Origin of the sequence: Paenibacillus amylolyticus, from assembly GCF_001570725.1 — a bacterium.
Taxonomy (GTDB): Bacteria; Bacillota; Bacilli; order Paenibacillales; family Paenibacillaceae; genus Paenibacillus; species Paenibacillus amylolyticus_A.
This window is the reverse complement of the sequence record NZ_BCNV01000008.1, coordinates 89971-110059: the sequence shown is the minus strand read 5'-3', so window position 1 is coordinate 110059 and position 20089 is coordinate 89971. Positions and strand designations below refer to the sequence as shown.

At 48.0% G+C, this 20089-nt stretch carries 19 protein-coding genes; 16 read left to right on the top strand and 3 right to left on the bottom strand.

Annotated elements, in window-relative coordinates:
* The first annotated feature begins 53 nt into the window (after window positions 1-53).
* The 4 genes from PAHA3_RS26465 (at window position 54) to PAHA3_RS26450 (ending at window position 3727) form a co-directional block, all read left to right on the top strand.
* Window positions 54-635 (top strand): NAD(P)H-dependent oxidoreductase, encoded by a 582-nt coding sequence (locus tag PAHA3_RS26465; RefSeq protein ID WP_062837658.1) that lies wholly within the window; start codon window positions 54-56, stop codon window positions 633-635.
* 113 nt (window positions 636-748) lie between these two features.
* On the top strand, window positions 749-1060 hold the full coding sequence (locus PAHA3_RS26460; protein WP_062837657.1) for an ArsR/SmtB family transcription factor: 312 nt from the start codon (window positions 749-751) through the stop codon (window positions 1058-1060).
* 156 nt (window positions 1061-1216) lie between these two features.
* The gene (locus PAHA3_RS26455; protein ID WP_153028316.1) at window positions 1217-2251 is read left to right on the top strand and encodes an LLM class flavin-dependent oxidoreductase; all 1035 of its coding nucleotides are present in this window, start codon (window positions 1217-1219) and stop codon (window positions 2249-2251) included.
* A gap of 315 nt (window positions 2252-2566) precedes the next feature.
* The gene (locus tag PAHA3_RS26450) at window positions 2567-3727 is read left to right on the top strand and encodes an AI-2E family transporter (RefSeq protein ID WP_062837656.1); all 1161 of its coding nucleotides are present in this window, start codon (window positions 2567-2569) and stop codon (window positions 3725-3727) included.
* Window positions 3728-3880: 153 nt separating this feature from the next.
* Here the strand turns inward: PAHA3_RS26450 and PAHA3_RS26445 are convergent, their stop codons facing one another.
* The gene (locus PAHA3_RS26445; RefSeq protein WP_036614212.1) at window positions 3881-4252 is read right to left on the bottom strand and encodes an ArsR/SmtB family transcription factor; all 372 of its coding nucleotides are present in this window, start codon (window positions 4250-4252) and stop codon (window positions 3881-3883) included.
* 227 nt (window positions 4253-4479) lie between these two features.
* Here PAHA3_RS26445 and PAHA3_RS26440 point away from each other — a divergent pair, with 227 nt between their 5' ends.
* From PAHA3_RS26440 to PAHA3_RS26410, 7 genes are all read left to right on the top strand, one after another.
* A complete protein-coding gene (locus PAHA3_RS26440; RefSeq protein WP_062837655.1) occupies window positions 4480-6828 on the top strand; it encodes a heavy metal translocating P-type ATPase in 2349 nt (782 codons plus the stop codon).
* Between the two features lie 266 nt (window positions 6829-7094).
* Window positions 7095-7451, top strand: a complete 357-nt coding sequence (locus PAHA3_RS26435) for an SdpI family protein (protein ID WP_062837654.1) — start codon at window positions 7095-7097, stop codon at window positions 7449-7451.
* Window positions 7452-7649: 198 nt separating this feature from the next.
* On the top strand, window positions 7650-8102 hold the full coding sequence (locus PAHA3_RS26430; protein ID WP_062837653.1) for a MerR family transcriptional regulator: 453 nt from the start codon (window positions 7650-7652) through the stop codon (window positions 8100-8102).
* A gap of 230 nt (window positions 8103-8332) precedes the next feature.
* Entirely contained in the window at window positions 8333-9553 is a 1221-nt protein-coding gene (locus tag PAHA3_RS26425; RefSeq protein WP_062837652.1) for an MFS transporter, read from the top strand.
* A gap of 18 nt (window positions 9554-9571) precedes the next feature.
* Complete coding sequence (locus tag PAHA3_RS26420) at window positions 9572-9994, top strand: universal stress protein (RefSeq protein ID WP_082763017.1); 423 nt, start codon at window positions 9572-9574, stop codon at window positions 9992-9994.
* Window positions 9995-10240: 246 nt separating this feature from the next.
* On the top strand, window positions 10241-11665 hold the full coding sequence (locus PAHA3_RS26415; protein ID WP_062837650.1) for an aldehyde dehydrogenase family protein: 1425 nt from the start codon (window positions 10241-10243) through the stop codon (window positions 11663-11665).
* Between the two features lie 370 nt (window positions 11666-12035).
* On the top strand, window positions 12036-12848 hold the full coding sequence (locus PAHA3_RS26410) for a MerR family transcriptional regulator (protein WP_062837649.1): 813 nt from the start codon (window positions 12036-12038) through the stop codon (window positions 12846-12848).
* Window positions 12849-12958: 110 nt separating this feature from the next.
* Here the strand turns inward: PAHA3_RS26410 and PAHA3_RS26405 are convergent, their stop codons facing one another.
* Window positions 12959-13438 (bottom strand): GAF domain-containing protein, encoded by a 480-nt coding sequence (locus PAHA3_RS26405; RefSeq protein ID WP_062837648.1) that lies wholly within the window; start codon window positions 13436-13438, stop codon window positions 12959-12961.
* 185 nt (window positions 13439-13623) lie between these two features.
* Between PAHA3_RS26405 and PAHA3_RS26400 the strand changes: the two genes are divergently transcribed.
* The 3 genes from PAHA3_RS26400 (at window position 13624) to PAHA3_RS26390 (ending at window position 16320) form a co-directional block, all read left to right on the top strand.
* Entirely contained in the window at window positions 13624-13920 is a 297-nt protein-coding gene (locus tag PAHA3_RS26400; protein WP_036614170.1) for a hypothetical protein, read from the top strand.
* A gap of 229 nt (window positions 13921-14149) precedes the next feature.
* Complete coding sequence (locus PAHA3_RS26395; protein WP_235599573.1) at window positions 14150-14692, top strand: GNAT family N-acetyltransferase; 543 nt, start codon at window positions 14150-14152, stop codon at window positions 14690-14692.
* Window positions 14693-14814: 122 nt separating this feature from the next.
* Complete coding sequence (locus PAHA3_RS26390; protein WP_082763020.1) at window positions 14815-16320, top strand: MDR family MFS transporter; 1506 nt, start codon at window positions 14815-14817, stop codon at window positions 16318-16320.
* 82 nt (window positions 16321-16402) lie between these two features.
* Here the strand turns inward: PAHA3_RS26390 and PAHA3_RS26385 are convergent, their stop codons facing one another.
* The gene (locus PAHA3_RS26385; RefSeq protein ID WP_062837645.1) at window positions 16403-16864 is read right to left on the bottom strand and encodes a MarR family winged helix-turn-helix transcriptional regulator; all 462 of its coding nucleotides are present in this window, start codon (window positions 16862-16864) and stop codon (window positions 16403-16405) included.
* A gap of 348 nt (window positions 16865-17212) precedes the next feature.
* On the opposite strand from PAHA3_RS26385, the gene PAHA3_RS26380 reads away from it, so the two are divergent.
* Window positions 17213-18544, top strand: coding sequence for an MFS transporter (locus PAHA3_RS26380; RefSeq protein WP_062837644.1), 1332 nt, complete (start codon window positions 17213-17215; stop codon window positions 18542-18544).
* Window positions 18545-18751: 207 nt separating this feature from the next.
* Complete coding sequence (locus PAHA3_RS26375) at window positions 18752-20080, top strand: hypothetical protein (protein WP_062837643.1); 1329 nt, start codon at window positions 18752-18754, stop codon at window positions 20078-20080.
* The last annotated feature ends 9 nt before the right edge of the window (window positions 20081-20089 follow it).

The following is a 20089-nucleotide window of genomic DNA, read 5'->3' as shown; positions in this document are numbered from 1 at the left end:
TTTAAACCAATTTTCACAATCTAACTCAAACCAAACCTGGAGGGATTAACACTATGAAACATCTTATCGTATATGCTCACCCACACACAGACAGCTTCAATAACGCAATCCTCAATACTGCTGTAGAAGCTCTTGAAGCTCAAGGCCACGAAGTAGTTGTTCGTGATTTGTACAAGCTTGGATTCCAACCCGTACTGACTGAAGCCGATACAGCTTCCATGCGTGCAGGAGAGACACCACAGGATATTGCAACAGAGCAACAGTTTGTTACGGATGCAGAAGCCATCACATTCATCTATCCGATCTGGTGGACAGGTCTTCCCGCCATTTTGAAAGGATATGTTGACCGTGTATTCGCTTATGGTTTTGCTTATGCGGCGGGTGAAGCGGGAATCGAGAAATTGCTGACAGGCAAAAAAGGACTCATCATCAACACACATGGTACACCAAGTGAAATCTACGATCAGATTGGTATGACTGCTGGGTTGAAAGTAACCTCAGACGTAGGTATCTTCAACTTTGTAGGCATTGAAGCCGTAGATCATCTGCTCTTCGGTAGTATTGGTTACCTAGATGCACCAGCATATCAAGCGATGTTGGATCAGGTTAAGCAGACGGTAACGACCAAATTCTAATATAGTTGTGGAATCTCTATAGGATTCCATATGATACCAGACCGACTCGATCACGAGTCGGTTTGTTTGTTCATGTGTTTGCAAAATGGATGAAAGGGGGTATAATCGTACCCATGGAACCTATACTTATATTCAAAGCGTTATCTAACGAGACACGTAGACAAATCCTGTTGTGGCTCAAAAACCCGGAGCAACACTTTCCACCTCTTGAACTATCTCAGCATCCGGATGGTGGCAAGAACGGAATCTGTGTCGGCACGATTCAAATGAAGGCTGGGCTGGCTCAGTCGGTCATATCCAGTTATCTGCTGACCATGCTCAAAGCAGGGTTGCTGCTCTCCGAGCGAAGAGGACAATGGACTTATTATCGGCGCAATGAAGAGACAATCCGTCAGTTTGCTGAGTACGTGCAGAACGAGTTATAAGCCGGATGCCGGAACGGAAGCTAGGATGCACATGCAGGCAAGGATTCCGTCCGGATGTAAACGGCTAGTTCAGTATCACATCGTGTCCAATTACGGTATAATAAATCTATATATCTGGATATACAAAAATATAATCATCAAGGAGATTAAACAATAATGACTACAGAAAATATGGCTCCATCCCATAAAGAACATATTCATGACGTTAAGCTTTCCATCCTGGATCTGGCTCCCGTCGTTGTGGGTGCAACACCCGCTGATGCGTTGCGCAACAGTTTGGATCTGGCCCAACATGCAGAGCGGTGGGGATATCACCGTTACTGGGTAGCTGAACATCACAATATGCCGGGTATTGCCTCTTCCGCAACTTCGGTCGTTATTGGATATCTGGCTGGTGGAACCAAGACGATTCGCCTAGGTTCAGGCGGCATCATGTTGCCTAACCATGCACCGCTTGTCATCGCTGAGCAGTTCGGTACATTAGAGTCCCTGTATCCAAGCAGAATCGATCTGGGACTGGGTCGTGCACCCGGCAGTGACCGCCGTACATCGCTCGCGCTACGCAAAGATCTGAACAGCGGGGAAGATTTCCCGGAACTGTTGGCAGAGCTCAGAGCATACTTTGATGCTTCGGCGACATCTTATCACGCGCCTGTTCGAGCTGTACCGGGTGAAGGACTGAATATTCCAATCTACCTGCTGGGGTCCAGTGATTTCAGTGCACGTCTGGCAGGTCAGCTGGGATTGCCGTTTGCTTTTGCTAGCCACTTCTCGCCCGATTACACCCGAATTGCACTGGAAACGTATCGAAACAACTTCCAACCATCTGATAGCTTGAAGGAGCCGCATGTGATTGTGGGTGTTAACGCTGTTGTTGCGGATACAGATGAAGAAGCAGCATGGCTGGGTACAACGATGCAACAGCAGTTCCTGAACATTATTCGTGGCACAACGGGATTGGTACAGCCTCCGGCAGAGATGGAAGGCAAATGGACGGACCGCGAGAAGGCGGGCGTTGAGCAGACGCTGAAAGCAGCTGTTAACGGTTCACCAGAAACGGTACGTGGACAGCTGGAATCCTTCATTCGGCAGACACAGGCAGATGAACTGATTATTACGTCGATGATCTATGATCATAAGGCACGTCTGCATTCCTATGAGTTAATCGCACAATTGGCGGGAAAAGCTTAATCTTCATTTTCAGCGTAAAAGCTGGCTTGATGGTAAGCTATAGCTACAAATTAACGGTTCGTCTCCCAGTGAGGCGAGCCGTTTTTGAATAGGGAGAATTTGCAAATGGTTGGTGTGGGGCAGAAGACTCATTTTGGGGTAAAATGACTTTACCGGTTTAATTTGAAACGGTTAAACAGCACCATACGTATAAATCCAGAGTGTTATACATATGTTGGCTTGTACAAGGTACTTTATTTTTTACAGGCAAGGGGCATTTATCTAGATTTATAGTTTAATTGTGATTAAGGTTACATGAGAGAGGAAGACACGCCTATGGAGCAACCTGAGCAACCCCGCGTTTGGCCTGAGCGGTTCAAGCGATTTTTTCTTAACAACAAGTTTGTCCTATTTCTGCTAATTTTGCTGTTGGTGGGACTGAACGTGATGGTTCTGACCAAAGTATCCTTTGTTCTTCATCCGCTCGCAGTACTTATCAAGACGATTGTGCTACCTATTATTCTGTCAGGCATACTCTACTACCTGTTGAATCCGATTGTGGATGTGATGGAAAGGTGGAAAATCAAGCGAGGCTGGTCCATTCTGATTCTGTATCTTGCAATAGGAGGCATTCTGACCGTCGTCGTGCTGGCAGTCATTCCAGTGCTTCGCAATCAGATTATGGGGCTTATCGCGAATTTCCCAACGTACAGTGAGACCGTAAGACAGCAATTTGAGGAATTGACGGGTAGTCAGCTGTTCGGTCAGGTCCAGGAAACACTCAACATGAACTGGCAGGACCTGTGGAGAACAGCTTCCCAGAAGGCCGCGGAAATTCTTGATTCAACCTGGAGCACATTGGGTGGGTTCCTTGGAGCTTTCACTGAAATCGTACTCTCGATTGTGACAGTTCCATTTATTCTGTTCTATCTGCTGAAAGACGGCAAGAAGCTGCCGTCGAAAATCCTGTCTTTCTTGCCGATTAAGAGCCGTACGGGTGCAATGCATGTGCTGGAAGACATCAATCACCAGATCAGTTCATTCATTCGTGGACAGATTATCGTCAGCTTCTGCATCGGTATTCTGCTCTACATCGGTTATATGATCATTGGTCTGGATTACGCGCTGATTCTTGCAATCATTGCATCGTTCACGAGTGTTGTTCCGTATCTTGGACCTGCAATTGCGATTACCCCTGCGTTGATCGTGGCTCTCGTTACTTCACCGGTGATGCTACTGAAAATGGTTGCTGTATGGACAATCGTGCAGTTAATCGAAGGTAAATTCATCTCGCCACAGATCATGGGTAAAACGCTGAAGATTCATCCGATCACGATTATCTTTGTCATTCTGACTTCGGGTAATCTGTTTGGAGTTGTGGGCATTCTGCTTGCTGTTCCAGGATACGCGGTGCTGAAAGTATGTGTATCGCATATCTTCAACTGGTTCAAGGACAGATCCGGCCTGTATGATCCGAACAAGAACAATCTTTTGTAACGGAGTGACAAGCTCCTAAGGATAGGTAATCAGAAGGAGTAGTTACTTTATATGTATCCTGTATAAAACGGTACCCTTACCAAGAAGAACCCCCGCCCATCGGCGTATAGCCGAGAGGCGGGGTTCTTCTTCATGAACATGCTTGGCTGCTGCCTAGCTGTGTTTAATATGCTGGAGCGTTTGCAGGAAAATCTGCTCAATATGAGCATCATCCAGAGAGTAGTACACGGTCTTGCCTTCCTTGCGCCGCTTGACGATCCGCATGTTGCGGAGTGAACGCAGCTGGTGTGAAATGGCCGACTGACCCATATCCAGCAGAACCGTCAGGTCATGAACACATAATTCCTTCTGTAACAGCGCATCAATAATACGTAGACGTGTGGGGTCACTGAATGCCTTGAACCAATCCGCCATCTCGGAAGAGGTCTCCCGATCTATGAGTGAAGTGCGAATCGTCTGCACGTCGGCTTCAGTACCTGAGCAGGCCGCATCACATTCGCTTGGTGCTTTAACCGGTTGTTCCATTTCCTATCACCGCCTATGTTAACAACTATAGCTCTATTATATCCAAAAAACGTCTAAAGCGAAATGATTACTATTAGCATAATCTGTATGAAAAATCAACAACGATTGTTGACACTCATGTTTAGGCGTGCATATAATAGGGGTAACCAAACATATGAATGATTGCTCATATATTGAAAGTAATTCAATGATAACATCGTTTTCGTACTGCAAAGGGGAGAATTCACATGGGAACCGGACAGGAACAGGTGAAAAGGGAACTGCTGCTTGATGGACTGGATTGTGCGAACTGCGCATTGAAGATTGAAAATGGCGTCAAAAAAATTAAGGGCATTAACGAATGCTCTGTCAATTTTGTTACCAAAACATTATCACTACACACCACTTCCGACATGGATGAGCAGGTAGTGGAAGAAACGAAACGCAAAGTGCTTCGGCTGGAGCCGCATATTCGCATCTCAGAAAAAGGAAAACCCGTGAACGGACATGTGCACACCCATACAGGGAGTGCAGCTGGTGCGCATAACCACAGTCATGATCATGCCGGACATAATCATGGACATTCCCATTCACATGGCAAACACTCACATAATCATGACCAACATCAACATGGTCACGCACATGATCATACACACGACCACGGAAGTCATGCTGGGCATGATCACAGCCATACCCATGATCATGATGCACATGCAGGTCATTCGCATGAACATGGTGCAGGACAGACGAAAGTATTGCTCGCTCGTCTTGCTGCTGGTTCTGTGTTGCTCGCAGCCGCGATCTGGTCGCCGCTGGACGGCTGGGCTCAGTTTACTCTATATGCCCTCGCGTATCTGATTGCCGGGGGAGATATCGTGCTCCAGGCGTCCAAAAACATTATCCGCGGTCAGGTGTTCGATGAATACTTCCTGATGTCGGTCGCTACCTTGGGTGCTTTTGCCATTGGAGAGTATCCGGAAGGGGTAGCGGTCATGCTCTTCTATCAGCTCGGGGAGCTGTTTCAGGGCATGGCGGTTAATCGGTCACGCAAATCGATTCAGGCGCTCATGGATATTCGCCCGGATTACGCGAATATCCTGACGGGTTCGGGTGGCGAGACGCGTCGTGTATCTCCGGAAGAAGTACAGATTGGTGATCGAATAGTGGTTAAAGCAGGCGAGCGAGTACCGCTGGACGGTATCGTAAGAATGGGGCGTTCCATGGTGGACACTTCTGCTCTGACAGGTGAATCGGTACCTCGTGAGCTGGAGCCCGGAAGTGATGTACTGAGTGGATTTGTGAACAAGAACGGCATGTTGACGATTGAAGTAACCAAAACGTTTGGTGAATCAACGGTATCCAAGATTTTGGAACTGGTGCAGAACGCGAGCAGCCGAAAAGCGAAAACAGAACATTTCATTAGTAAATTCGCTCGTTATTACACACCGGTTGTTGTTATCCTTGCAGCCTTGATTGCATTTGTTCCGCCGTTGATACTTAGTGGTGCAACATTTGCTGATTGGATTTATCGTGCATTGGTCTTCCTGGTTATCTCATGTCCTTGTGCGCTGGTCGTTTCTATTCCACTTGGATTCTTCGGTGGCATCGGAGCGGCTTCACGTAACGGTATTCTCGTCAAAGGCAGTAACTACCTTGAAGCGTTGAATGATGTGAAAGTCGTTGTTTTTGATAAAACGGGTACACTAACCAAAGGTGTATTCAAAGTAACAGCCATTCGTCCCGTAGGCGGACGCACGGAAGAAGAATTGATGAAGCTGGCAGCCACTGCCGAAGCGAATTCCAATCATCCGATTGCCGAATCCATTCGTGCAGCTTGGGCCAAAGATATTCCTACGCAAGGTGTGGAAGGCTATGATGAAGTTGCCGGACACGGGATCAAAGTGAGCGTCGATGGTCAGGAAGTGCTGGTAGGCAATGCTAAATTAATGGAGCAGGCGGGTATATCGTATAGCACACCAGAGACGGCAGGAACGATAGTCCACGTTGCTGAAGCAGGCACGTATGTTGGTCATCTGATCATTGCCGATGAAGTGAAGGACGATGCAGCTGCTGCCATTCAGGCGCTGAAGAAGCTCGGAATCCGCAAAACGGTCATGCTGACAGGCGATGCGAAAGCCGTGGGTGAAGCGGTAGGACGCGAGCTGGGTGTGGATGAGGTCTATGCTGAATTGCTGCCACAGGACAAAGTCGAACGTCTGGAGCAACTGGAAGCTGCCAAGTCTCCGAAGGAAAAAATGGTGTTTGTCGGTGATGGTATCAACGATACACCAGTACTGGCACGCGCCGATGTTGGCGTAGCGATGGGTGGACTCGGTTCAGATGCCGCCATTGAAGCGGCTGATGTGGTCATCATGACCGATGAACCGTCGAAACTGGCGAGCGCAATCCGCATTGCAAAGCGTACACGAATGATCGTGTGGCAAAATATCGCGTTTGCCCTAGGTGTTAAGGCGATTTTCCTGCTACTGGGTGTGTTCGGTATTGCCACCATGTGGGAAGCGGTATTCTCCGATGTGGGTGTCACGGTGCTGGCTGTCCTGAACGCCATGCGTGTACTTCGTGTGAAGAATATCTAAGTTTACGAAACGATTCAGGCGGCTCTTCGTATATACGTAGAGCCGTTTTTATATTTTTATGTAGATAAGTCTTACTAGACATTTACACGAAAGCGGAGAGGACAGAAATAACATGAAGAAGCGAGCGTTCACCTTTATCCCCGGATTTTCCCCTTTCAATAGGGAATCAAAAAAATCTGGGGGTAACAGTGATCGGAAGGTTATTCTGTCATCGGAGTGTCAGTGTAAGCAGGTCCATGGAAGACAATAGTGAAGGGGAGAACGTTTTGACAGGAGCAGTAGTTGGGATCATTATTGGAGTGTGCTATTTCATTCTGGGGTTAATGGTGTTCAAAAAACCACCGAAAATGATTAACGGAATATATGGTTACCGGACCCCGCGTGCAATGAGTAATCCCGAGCTATGGGACGAAGCGCAAAAATATAGTGCCAATCTGATGATGCAGTTCGGTGTGATTATTACGATATTCGGCATTATCGGTTTCTGGCTTACAGATGTACGAGCGTTGGTTCTAAGTCTGGTTGCTACAGGATTCTATACGTTTAGACTGTTTACCAGAGTGGAAGGCCGTCTGAAGCAAATGCAGCGTGCACAACAGCAACAGAATGAGCAGAACGCTTAAGGTAAGATTAGTGAATAGGGTTAGAGAAGAGGACTCGCGCGTGAAGCGGGTCTTTTTGTGTTGGAGATAGGGAACGAAAGGCGATGTTTATCTCGCCAAGATTTCATATATAAAATCTAACGTTGACGTTGACGTTAACGTTAATATTATATATAATTATGTACATAACATTATAGACATATGAAAGAGGTGAGGGAAATGAGTTTATATAAAATCGACGACGTAGCCAAGGAATGTGGTTTGACCAAGCGAACCATTCGGTATTATGAAGAGATTGGTGTCATGCCTTCACCTCAGCGGACAGATGGCGGGACGCGGTTGTACACTCGGGATGATATTGATTATCTGAAAAAGGTGGTTCGCGCCAAAGAGGTACTTGGATTCTCCCTTCAGGAGTTACATACCTATGTGGCAACGGCAGATGCCTTGAACGAACAACGTTTTGACTACCAGCAGACAACTGAAGTGAGAGAACGGATCGAGAAGCTCACCACGATGGAAACAACGCTGGATGGTCAGCTGCAACTGATTGAGCAGAAACTTCAGAGCATACATGCCGTACAGACTGAACTGGAAGAGCTGCGTGAACGTGTTCGGAGCGGTATTCAAAAATTACAGGCACATGATCCGCAGGGTGATGAAGACGGCTAACTGAGTTAGCATCTAATGTTTAATAAACAAAACTGTATACACATAATCGCTACATGGAGTGAGTACCATAGTACCTGTGGCGATCCTGTACAAGCACCGGATGTTCCGGTGTCATTTGTGCCGTTTTGTTACCTCTATTCATGAAAATAGACGCAATGTTTTCATCGTTTTCACGGACATTTTCAAATATAAAGATTAACCACATAAATTATTCACAGGAGGAATTACGTATGAAAAGAGAGCCATCATTACCAGACGAATTGCCGTCATCACGTGGAGGTCTGCTATCCCAGCCACGAGCGGTATGGGCGGTCGCCTTTGCATGTATCATATCTTTTATGGGTCTGGGTCTGGTTGACCCGATTCTGCCCGCAATTGCAGATCAGCTGCATGCTTCGAAAAGCCAGGTGTCACTGCTATTTACCAGTTATAACGCTGTAACCGGGGTAGCGATGCTGATTACAGGTGTGGTATCCAGCCGGATTGGTGTGAAGTGGACGCTGCTCAGCGGTATATTGCTGATTATTATTTTCTCGTTCCTCGGCGGTACCTCAGACACGGTAGGTGCACTGGTCGGTTACCGTGGCGGTTGGGGACTTGGGAATGCCTTGTTCATCGCAACGGCGTTATCTGCCATTGTGGGACTGTCCACATCGGGGACAGCCAAAGCGATTATTTTGTACGAAGCAGCACTTGGTCTCGGGATTGCGGTTGGTCCGCTGCTTGGCGGTGAGCTGGGTTCCATCTCTTGGCGTGGCCCGTTCTATGGGGTGGCTGTCCTGATGGCGATTGCCTTTATCAGTATTACATTTATGTTGCCCAAGATGGCAAAACCGAAAACACGCAGTTCTTTGTCCGATCCGTTCAAAGCATTGAGTTATCCTTCATTGAAAACATTGGCGATTACCGCCTTCCTGTATAACTTTGGTTTCTTTACCTTGATGGCTTATTCACCCTATGTCATGAATCTGGATGAGCACGGCTTGGGTTATGTATTCTTTGGCTGGGGACTGATGCTTGCGATTACGTCGGTATTTGTGGCTCCAAGATTACAACGCCGATTCGGATCGGTGCCGTCCATGAGTGTCATGCTTACGCTGTTTGCGATTGATCTGGTTGTTATGGCAGTAGGTACTGTGATGGGTTCACCAACTACCGTTATTGTTGCAGTTATTGTGGCAGGGATCTTCCTTGGGATTAACAACACGTTGATTACAACGGCTGTTATGGAAGCTGCACCTGTGGAGCGTTCTGTTGCTTCCGCTGCATACAGCTTTGTTCGCTTCCTGGGTGGTGCGCTTGCTCCATGGCTTGCGGGTAAATTATCCGAGTGGTTCCTGCCGGAAACGCCGTTTTATTTTGGCGCATTAATGGTTCTGATTGGTGTCGTGGTACTGCTGGTACGCCGTCATCATCTGCGGGATATCGATTCCGCCATTACATCTCACTAATTCACAGGAGGAATTGCAATGCTGAAACGTATATTAGTTGCTGTTGATGGTTCGGATCATGCGCATAAGGCTTTGGAGCAAGCCCTGATTCTGGCTGAGAATATGAAACATTCCGCAAATCTGTTGATCGTACATGTTAATCCTGCCATTTCTATGAATGAACCTGCATTGGGTGTTGATCTGGAAGCTCGGATTGCCGAAGAAGGGCAACATATTATAGAACCAGTGACCAGACAGTTGTCCGGACGGAATGTTGCGTATGAAACGCTGCTGATTGCGGGTGATCCTGTTAATGAGATCTGCCGTGTGGCGCGTGAACGAGATTGTGGAATGATTGTGATGGGTACAGGTGGGAAAGGCATGCTGGCAGAGATGATCGTGGGCAGTGTCAGTCATGGCGTGTTAAAACATGCAGAATGCCCCGTCCTGACGGTTAAATAGGTTATGAAATCCTTTATAATGCAATAGCTCATGATCGCTACAATGGCTCATCAGGCACGTTACAAGCTATGATTGCCGAACACTGTAGTGGGTTGATGGCATGGAAATAGTGTATAAATAGATTATATAAATTGAGCTGAACTTTTACATGAGACAGCGATTGTATGGTTGTTCTGTCATCGAAGGGGCAGTGTAATATTCTTTTCTTTAGTTCAATAGGTTCTAAAAGGATGGAGGATGCAGCATATGAAAAAACAACATCTGTTTATCGGTGGCAAACCCACCGAATCCGTAGATTATAAAACACTTCAAGCACCATACTCCGGGGAAACGCTGGCAGAAGTCTCTTCGGCTTCAGCAGAGGAAGCGGAGGCTGCTGTTGCAGCTGCGGTTCAAGCTGGGAAGGCAATGCGCCAGATGCCTGCACATCAGCGTGCAGATATTCTGTACAAGTTGTCCTCCATGCTTGAAGAACGCAAAGAAGAAGCAGCGCGAATCATTGCGCTTGAGGCAGCGAAGCCGATTACCGCAGCACTGGCCGAGGTTGATCGTACGGTGGAGACGTATCGTTTTGCCGCCGAAGAAGCCAAGCGACTGACCGGAGAGACGGTTCCGATGGATGCAGCCAAAGGTGGAGAAGGGCGCATCGGCTATACGATGCGGCAACCTCTAGGCGTCATTGGCGCAATCACGCCGTTTAATTTCCCCATGAACCTGGTAGCTCACAAGGTAGGTCCAGCGCTGGCAGCGGGCAATACGATTGTTCTCAAACCTGCGGAGCAGACGCCGCTGTCTTCCTATTACATTGCTAATCTGCTTCAGGAAGCCGGATTGCCGGATGGTGCACTGAACGTGGTGAGCGGTGATGGTAAAACGATTGGTGATGTGCTTGTCGAGCACCCCCATGTTGCTCACATTACGTTTACAGGCAGTCCAGCGGTAGGGACGAGCATTCGTAGCAAAGCAGGACTGAAACGCGTGACACTGGAGCTTGGGTCGAATGCAGCGGTGATCGTGGATAAGGACGCAGATCTGGACAAAGTGATTCCTCGATGTGTGACGGGAGCTTTCACGTATCAGGGACAGGTATGTATCTCTCTACAGCGGATTTACGTACATCGTGACATCTCGGAAGAATTCATCCGGCGTTTTGCTGAAGCGGCGAAACAAGTGGTGGTCGGAGACCCTCTCGAGCCGGATACGGTAGTCTCTGCGCTGATTACGTCTAAAGATGTGGAGCGCACGCTCGATTGGATTGAAGAAGCCAAACAGGCCGGGGCTGAAGTAGCAGCAGGCGGTCAAGCTGAAGGAGGCGTTCTGCGTCCAACCGTGCTGGTTAACGTTCCCCGTGATGCCAAGGTATCCTGTCAGGAAGTGTTTGCTCCCATCGTGGTGATTAATACCGTGGATTCGGTTGAAGAGGGCATTGAACATGTCAACGATTCCATCTATGGACTTCAGGCTGGTGTATTCACGAACGACATTCATACGGCTCTCCATGCCGTCGATCAGATCGAGGCAGGCGGAGTTATGATTAATGACATTCCAACGTTCCGCGTCGATCACATGCCTTATGGTGGTGTGAAACAGAGCGGTATTGGACGTGAAGGTGTTAAATATGCTGTAGAGGAAATGACGGAATTGAAGTTTGTCATGTTTAACAAAGGTTGATTCTCTTCCATTCTTTTACTCAATATACCGTATGCCAATGAAAACATAATGATATGATCCTGTGCCACGATAATGGCGCAGGATTTTTTTATAAAAAAATCGTGGAAAATAGTTTCAAAAATACATAGTGATTCTTCACTGACTGCGGGTTCACATCTGATGAGACGGGTATAACATAGTTAACATACCGCAACATAACTGACCATACGCCGCTCATATCACCGAAGCATGATGTACCCATCCAGAGCACGAGCGGAATGAAGCGGTACAGCATTGCCGAAAGTCTTATATTCTCTCATTATTCAAATAAAATGCAGTATGAATTAAGCCTGAACTCTGTAGTTGCAGGACAGGCAGGAGGTGTATTCAAATGGCATATTCCATGGTTGACGTATCCGGAATGTCAGGCGTGAGTCTGAACGAGCTGAGCCAGTATGCGGAGACAGGTCTCCTGAATCCGGCCTTTGGTGGTTTGGATGAGGATACCTATTATGAAAAGCAAGAACTGTTGAGACTCCAGCAAATTCTCTTCTGTAAGGAAGTAGGCATGGAGGAGAATGAGATTGGATCGATGCTCCGCGATAATCCTCAGGACGTCATTCGCATCATGCAGCAGCATCGCATTGAGATTCTGGAGAAGGCACTCCGTCTGCATGGATTGATTCAGACACTGGACAAAACGATTTCTCATTTGCAAGGTGAACAGGAACTGGATGAACATGAGTTATATATCGGTTTTGTAAATAAGGGACGTCACCAGCTGCTGAATGAAGGGAGTTCTAACCATGTGGTCAATAATGATATGAATCAAGTGCCGACGGAGGACGTTCAGAGGTCCGACATCCAATCTTCCCATTCGTCCGCATTGTCTGAAAACCAGGAACTGAAGTCAAAGGAAGATTATCTCGATTCCCAGGCAAAAATTGATCTGGTTCATCTCGACTTGCAACAGGCCATTGAGGATGGATTGGAACCGGGGAGTGCGAAAGTACAACGGATTATTGGCAGGCATCTTGAATGGATCAAGGGTTATTATACACCCACCGCTGAGATCTATCGGGATCTGGCCAATCTGTACGTCGAGCATCGAGATTTCCGCAAAATGTACGATGGTTATCACCCGAGGCTGGCTGAATTCCTGCGCGACGGGATGATGATTAAAGCGGAACAGGATTTATCCTAGATGCATAAAGTAACATGGGCGAGCAAGAACATGGGTGTGAAACGATAATGGATAACAAAGAGCGCAGTCCTCTGAGAGGACTGCGCTCTTTGTTATTACGGGTTCTTTGCTTACAACTGCTCTGTGAGCAGGCTTACGGCTTTCTCCAGGAAGACGCGGTCTTCGTCGTCAAACCGGTTTTTGATCGGGCTGTCGATATCCAGCACCCCGTAAAGTTCGCCGTTTTTGATAATCGGTACGACGATCTCACTGTTCGATGCTGCATCACAGGCAATGTGGCCTGGGAAAGCATGAACGTCGTCAACGACCATGGTACGTTTTTCCGCAGCAGATGTACCGCATACGCCACGTCCCAATGGAATTCGGATACAGGCAGGCAGTCCTTGGAATGGCCCGAGGACCAGTTCTTTTCCATCATACAGATAGAAGCCGACCCAATTGGTGTCGGTCATAAATACATTGAGCAGCGCAGCAGCGTTCGCCAGATTGGCAATCGCACTAGGTTCATCGCGGATCAGAGCACTTAACTGTCCCAGGACGGCGGTGTGCTGCTCACTTCGTGTTCCTTCATAGGAAACAGCTTGAAACATGGTAAATCACCCTCCCGAGCAAAATGGTACTTATTTTCAAGATAGTGCAGAGGATGCGGTTAGTCAAGCGGAGGATTTCGGAAAGGGAAGGGAATACCTGAAGAATCCTCCTGTTTCTCAGCTTCTTGCGTGGGGTAATTACTTAGCAACCACGGAGGGCTATAACCCGGGAAGGAGCTTGGCTTATGCATGCAGAGGTACAGAATCTTTTTGTACGGATACATCTACTATATTTCGCGCAAAATCAGGATTTGAACGTTAGCGAGGCGCTGCCCTTATTGGAAGAACGGGGCTATCGCGTTGGAGAGCGGGAGATCAAGCAGGAGCTTGAACACCTGACTCAGGAAAACTTCCTGACCGCCCACGGGGACCAATGGAGCCTAACCGGGACTGGCATTGAAGAATTCAAGGAAATCACGGCTGTGTTTGGCCGGGTTAGCGATGAATTACTGGGGAAGGGCAAGAAAACGTCCAAAGCTTAAAAATTCATTTGGACAAGCCATGATTCCATAATTTACTCAAACTCGAATTGATCCATACGTACAACAAGACCGGGAGCGATATTGGCCCGGTTTTTTGACGTGTGTCCATGACTGAATAGTTGCCATTCGGCGCAGGTTATGATTAGATGACTAGTGAATCTTATGGTCTGCAGAGATGGATCGGATCGGAGTGTCTTATATGTATAAATGCAAAGGGAGAATTCCCGAAATGGAGACTGCGCGGCTTCGTCTGCGTAAAATGCGTCGCCGGGATGCGGCTCAGATGTTCGCATGCTGGTCGGATCGCGAGGTAACCCGTTATATGAATCTTGCACCCATGATTGGGACAAGCGAAGCGGCGGACATGATTGCACTGCTCAACCAAATGGCAGGGGAAGAGGATGCGATACGGTGGGGGATCGAGCTCAAAGAAACAGGCAAACTCATCGGCAGCTGTGGATTTAACACATGGCAGCTTGAAGGCGCATTCCGGGGTGAGATCGGATATGAGCTTGGACGTGATTACTGGCGCCACGGTTATATGACGGAGGCTTTCTCGGCATTGCTACCCTTCGGATATGAGACCATGGGACTTAATCGGATTGAAGCGCTGGTTGATCCGCGTAATCTGGCTTCCGGCGAGTTCCTGACGAACCGCGGCTTCACACGAGAAGGGTTGCTGCGACAGGTGCAGCATACGTCCACCGGATACAAGGATATGGTGATGTATTCCATGTTGTATGATGAGTTCCTTCGTAAGAAAGGTAAATAAAAGAGACAATATATAATTGTTTTTATAGTTACACTTCAACGAAGAAACAGAACAAAGCTGGAGAAGCACCAATTATCTAGAGAAACGAAGAGAGAAGGGTTTGTGTGAATGCAATCGGAGGTTTGAAGCGCAGTTTCATCTTGACGGGGCTGTTGCTCGCGACATTTCTGTCAGCGATAGAAGGCACCGTGATTGGCCCAGCGGGACCAACCATTGTCAGTGAACTGGGGAGTGTACAGCTGCTTAGCTGGATTTTCACCGCATATCTGCTGACGATGGCTGTGAGTACGCCCATTTTCGGCAAAATCAGTGACTTGTATGGACGAAAGCCTGTATTCCTGATTGGCTGTGCCTTATTTTTATTGGGTTCACTCCTGTGCTGTCTGTCGCAGAACATGGAGCAATTGATTATTTTTCGTGCCATTCAAGGGATCGGTGCGGGTGCGGTAGTTCCTGTTACTTTTACGATTATCGGAGACATCTACGCCATTGAAGAACGTGGCAAAATTCAGGGCTGGATCAGCTCCGTGTGGGGTATTTCCTCTCTGGCGGGTCCGTTGCTTGGTGGTTATTTTGTAGATAATCTGGGCTGGCAGTGGATCTTTGGTTTTAATGTGCCATTTGGTCTGCTCGCGATGTGGTTTGTATTTCGTTATCTGAAGGAAGATATCTCTCCGCGTACAGCCAAAATTGACTATGTCGGTGCGTTGACTTTCACGGTAGGCATTACGGCATTGCTCTTCGTCCTGTCGGCGGGTGGACAGTATTATGCCTGGAGTTCTCCGTTGATTGTAGGACTGAGTGTGATTGCCGCTCTGTTTATCATTTTATTTTTCGTGGTGGAAAAAAGAGCTCAGGCCCCAATGGTTCCTCTACATCTGTTCCGAATTCGGGACATCCGTGTGGCGAATATCGCGGGATTGCTAACCAGCACTCTGATGATCGGTCTAACCAGTTATTTGCCGCTCTGGGTGCAGGGGGTTCGGGGAGGTAATGCGACGGAATCCGGGCTGCTGCTCGCGCCGATGTCGGTGGGCTGGCTCATTGGTAGTGTGTTGGCAGGCCGCCTGTTGATGAAAATTGGATCACGTATGACCGCATTGATTGGATTAACCGGCATTGCGATTGGATCGGGTGGACTCTTTCTGGTGGGCGGGACATCCCCGCAGGCCGTGCTCTTCATATTGACCTTTATTTATGGTCTCGGCTTCGGATTTGCATTTACGATCTTCACCATTATTGCGCAGTCCTCCGTAGGGTATAAGGAGCGTGGCTCCTCTACGGCACTGCATACGTTCATGCGTACGTTGGGACAGACGATTGGTGCAGCGGCTTTTGGTACCTGGTTGAACTATCGGATCTCCACGTTATCGAATGAACAGAATCTAGCGGAGGCCGGAATTTCGGAAAATGATCTGAATGAACTGCTCGCACCACATACGGATGCTGCTCTGTCGGATGACAAATGGGCGCTGCTGCGTAACGTGCTGGAAGGAAGTTTGCATTCCCTGTTTGTCATTATGTTTGTCATTGCATTGGTCTCGTGGGTAACGACGCTGGCTCTACGCAAACGTTTAATTGTACCCGAAGATGCAGATGCTCCACCGCAACCACAAGGCTCAAAGTAAAAAGAAGATATATACGAAAAACCGGATTCGCCGATGTCAGGCAAATCCGGTTATTTTTGTTGGCACTTGCGCCATGAATGTTCTAACTGCTTGCTGATAAACGATCTGCAGAATGTGCAAGCCTTCCCAAAAGTTCGGACAGCAGTTCCTTATCTTCCTCGCTCAGTCCACTGACAGCACGGTCGATCTTCACCGCATAGCCTGGATAGATGTCATCCATGGTGCGTTGGCCTTCTTCGGTCAATTCCACAAAAATGATACGTCTGTCTTGCGGACAATGCTTACGGAGTAACAGTCCTTTTTGCTCCAGCTTATCAATCACATAGGTCACATTTCCACTTTGCAGCAGAAGCTGTGCACCAACCTGTTGAATCGGCTGAGCTCCTTTCATATATAACACTTCGAGCACCCCGTATGCGGTGGGGTTGAAGCCATGCACTTTGCTTCCGGATACAGCGTGTTCATTCACGCTCTTGAATGTCTGGGCCAAGGTGCGGTACAGATGAAGTGAACGTTCGGCTCCAATTTCTTGTAATTCCAGCATGCTGATCCCGCCTTTTCAGATTAGTTTTATAAGTTGAAATGATGAAGAGTGGTCCTCTTCCTTATGCTGTTAATGTAAAAGATATTTCAACTTATAGGAGTTGGTTAGTTATGTTTGACGATTCAGGTTGTCGCCATGCTCTTATTGTAAACCTCTGTTTCCACGAAAAACATGCGATATGTCACAAGATCTGCATTTTTAGCATTTAAAATTTGATCATTCATCTTGCAGGAAAATCATCCTTCAGATGTCGCTTCTTCTCCGCCTCTGGCCGGAGGTTGAGTCAAGCCATGCTCTCTTATAATGAGTTCATATTATGAATACGGAAGGTACTGGAGGAGAAGCAGGATGACAAGTGAGTTAACATTTGAAGCACAACGACCGCTGAAGAATAACCGATCTTTTGTAACATTGATGGTGGCACAGGCCATCTCCAATCTGGGGGACTGGCTGCATCTGCTGGCGATCCTGACACTCGTAGGTATCCGCTGGAATGCAACGCCGTGGGAGATTACGTTTGTCATGTTGTCCGCAGCATTACCCATGTTGGTGACGGGGCCGTTTGCTGGAGCGCTCGCGGATCGGATGAATCGCAAATGGTTGATGATTGCTGCTGATGGCGCGCGAATCGTCATCGTGGGTGCGTTGATTTTTGCCGACCAGATCTGGCACGTCTACATACTGCTTGTCCTCAAATCGCTATTTGATGTCATCTTTTCTCCTGCCAAAAACGGAAAGCTAAAGGAAATTGTACCGCATGAACAGCTTGCGCAAGCGGTGTCCATCAGCTCAGTGATCGAACAGATGTCCAAAATTATTGGTCCAGCGCTTGGTGGACTGCTGGTAGCTGCTTTTGGCATCACCTGGTGTTTTGTTCTCGATTCAGCGTCTTTTCTAATCTCCGGCATCATTTTATTGTGGATTCCTGGAACTCGGGTGATCCAAACCGCCATTCATAACGTAACAGAATTAGAGGAAGAGACAGCTGGGGATGTTAACAACCGCCGAAAAAACTCTTTTTGGAAAGAAACATTGGAGGGCATCCGCATGCTCGCTACTCTTCCCCACGTAGGAACGTCTCTGATCTTGCTTGCTTCAGCCATACTATTTTTGCAATTTGCCGATTCACAGACTGTGGTGTTATTTAGACAGCTTCCCGGAATTTCAAGTGATCTGCTGGGATGGTGCGTGGCGGCCAGTGGTGTAGGAACATTAATTGCAGCGATGAGTGTGCGGAAGTGGAGGCAAGCAGGGCATGTTTTGAAAATGGGTCTGGGAACCTCGCTCACGGGTCTGGTCATTGGTACAGCCGGAATCATTGTCGTGGCCTGGCCATCTGCTGGACTTAGTGCGCACCTGCTGCTTATAACCTTGTTTGCCCTGGCGGGAATCGGAATCGGGTTTGCAGTGGTACCCTTCCAGATCCTGTTGCAGGAACAGACACCTGAGGCGATGACAGGCAGGGTGTTTGGAACGGTAGGCAGCGTGATGACAGCCAGTAATATTATGGGTCCGGTAGTCGGTGGATTCATGGTCACCTCGTTCGGTGTCGTACCGGCTTTTGTCTGTTCAGGCATTTTGCTGACCTTGCTTGGGTTGATTTATTTGATGAAACGTAACGGGAAAAAAGTCGATATGAATGACTCCATTGCGCCAAAGAGCATGACTGCGGGCGACTGAAAACATGCCGGACCCGCTCAGGTTAGAACAGTTGAAATGAAGGTTTGAATTTACTTCAAATTTTAAGTTTTTGATGAAAAAGCGTTTGAGTAAACGCCTTCACGTTTAATGAGGAACAGGCAGAAATCCCTGTATTCTAATTATTCATAGGGGAAAACTCATATGCCTTGTCCCACCAATGCATTAGCGGAAAGGGGGTGAAGCAACTTGAACGTAAAGTTACCAAAATCGATTGTACGTCTTGGAAGCATACCACTGGCAATACTTGCAGGGACTTTGATGCTGGGGTTTGGATCGTCGCATGTATATGCGGATGATGCTCAGGTATCTTCTGAAAAACCGTCCAGCGGATTGTCGCTAAATCTGTTTTCACGCGATTCGGATGGCGGGTTGAATCTGACTCCATCGGTATCGGTATCCACACCACTACTGGATGTTGAAGTTCCGTCGATCAAAGCGAATGAATCCACAGGTAAGCTGAGTGTATCCGAGCTGAACGTAGATACACCGCTTGGATCGGCCGGAACATCAGAGATTGGGATTGATGCGAAGAAGGGAACCGTCGAACTGCCGTCTGTAAAGGCGGATACACTGGTGATCAAAGCCGATGTATCAAGCAGTCAGGTAAACCTGAACGAAGGTACAGCTTCCTTGCCCGGGCTTACCGCAGAGGTACCCGAGGTGATCAAGGCAGAGACGTCTGCTGTGAAAACAGACCTTCGGCAGGGTAAGGTTGAATTGCCTTCCGTGAAGGTGGATGTACCTGAAGTTACTTCGGTCAATATCTCCTCATCCCGTGTGGATCTGACTAAGGGAAATGTACAGTTGCCTTCTGTGAAAGCAGAAGCTCCAGTTGTAGACGTATCCGCTGAACTCAATCCTGATCAGGAAAAGGTGGAGATTCCAAGTGTGAAGCCGGAACGGCCTGTAGTCGTCAAAACACCGAATGGTGAAACTTCCAATACGAGTGCGCTCACAGATCCTTCTTCATCTCAGAACAACGAGGAAGGACTGGACGCAGTACAGGTTACAGGGAAAGTGATTGAGATCACCTCGGAACCAGTATTACGTCCAGAACAACCTGTTGTTCCGCAGGCATTGCCTGTGGAAGGAACCGATCTGACGCAGGATTCCGATGTCAATGCAGGATTGCCAGATAACGAGTTATTCCTCGTAGATCAGCCATCTGCTGAACCATCTGTCACTGAACAAGTGCATAGTAACCAGGAAGCCATTCTGAAACAAGATGATACTGATGCAGCATCTCCATTGCAGCCTCGCACAGAACGACCCAATAGTTGGTCTGTTGCAGCAACTTCTCCCGGAGCAGCTAATGCTTCCGCAGGGACAAGCTCCGGTTCGTCCGGTGTAACTGGAGGTGGAGCAACGGCTCCAGCCGCTGCACTTCCAGGAGCAACAACGGGGCTGGTTACGCCAGATTACGATTTTGCTTTCCGAATGGAACGGCTCGATGGGTTCAGTCAATGGTCACAGGCACCGCCGGGGCGGCCGCCGCAATATACCTCTTTCTCTTAGGCAACAATG

What these genes read in the sequence shown, in the direction of transcription:
- PAHA3_RS26465 (WP_062837658.1), top strand. Translation starts at nt 54, where the DNA reads ATGAAACATCTTATCGTATATGCTCACCCACACACAGACAGCTTCAAT.
- PAHA3_RS26460 (WP_062837657.1), top strand. Translation starts at nt 749, where the DNA reads ATGGAACCTATACTTATATTCAAAGCGTTATCTAACGAGACACGTAGA.
- PAHA3_RS26455 (WP_153028316.1), top strand. Translation starts at nt 1,217, where the DNA reads ATGACTACAGAAAATATGGCTCCATCCCATAAAGAACATATTCATGAC.
- PAHA3_RS26450 (WP_062837656.1), top strand. Translation starts at nt 2,567, where the DNA reads ATGGAGCAACCTGAGCAACCCCGCGTTTGGCCTGAGCGGTTCAAGCGA.
- PAHA3_RS26445 (WP_036614212.1), bottom strand. Translation starts at nt 4,252, where the DNA reads ATGGAACAACCGGTTAAAGCACCAAGCGAATGTGATGCGGCCTGCTCA.
- PAHA3_RS26440 (WP_062837655.1), top strand. Translation starts at nt 4,480, where the DNA reads ATGGGAACCGGACAGGAACAGGTGAAAAGGGAACTGCTGCTTGATGGA.
- PAHA3_RS26430 (WP_062837653.1), top strand. Translation starts at nt 7,650, where the DNA reads ATGAGTTTATATAAAATCGACGACGTAGCCAAGGAATGTGGTTTGACC.
- PAHA3_RS26425 (WP_062837652.1), top strand. Translation starts at nt 8,333, where the DNA reads ATGAAAAGAGAGCCATCATTACCAGACGAATTGCCGTCATCACGTGGA.
- PAHA3_RS26420 (WP_082763017.1), top strand. Translation starts at nt 9,572, where the DNA reads ATGCTGAAACGTATATTAGTTGCTGTTGATGGTTCGGATCATGCGCAT.
- PAHA3_RS26415 (WP_062837650.1), top strand. Translation starts at nt 10,241, where the DNA reads ATGAAAAAACAACATCTGTTTATCGGTGGCAAACCCACCGAATCCGTA.
- PAHA3_RS26410 (WP_062837649.1), top strand. Translation starts at nt 12,036, where the DNA reads ATGGCATATTCCATGGTTGACGTATCCGGAATGTCAGGCGTGAGTCTG.
- PAHA3_RS26405 (WP_062837648.1), bottom strand. Translation starts at nt 13,438, where the DNA reads ATGTTTCAAGCTGTTTCCTATGAAGGAACACGAAGTGAGCAGCACACC.
- PAHA3_RS26400 (WP_036614170.1), top strand. Translation starts at nt 13,624, where the DNA reads ATGCATGCAGAGGTACAGAATCTTTTTGTACGGATACATCTACTATAT.
- PAHA3_RS26395 (WP_235599573.1), top strand. Translation starts at nt 14,150, where the DNA reads ATGGAGACTGCGCGGCTTCGTCTGCGTAAAATGCGTCGCCGGGATGCG.
- PAHA3_RS26385 (WP_062837645.1), bottom strand. Translation starts at nt 16,864, where the DNA reads ATGCTGGAATTACAAGAAATTGGAGCCGAACGTTCACTTCATCTGTAC.
- PAHA3_RS26380 (WP_062837644.1), top strand. Translation starts at nt 17,213, where the DNA reads ATGACAAGTGAGTTAACATTTGAAGCACAACGACCGCTGAAGAATAAC.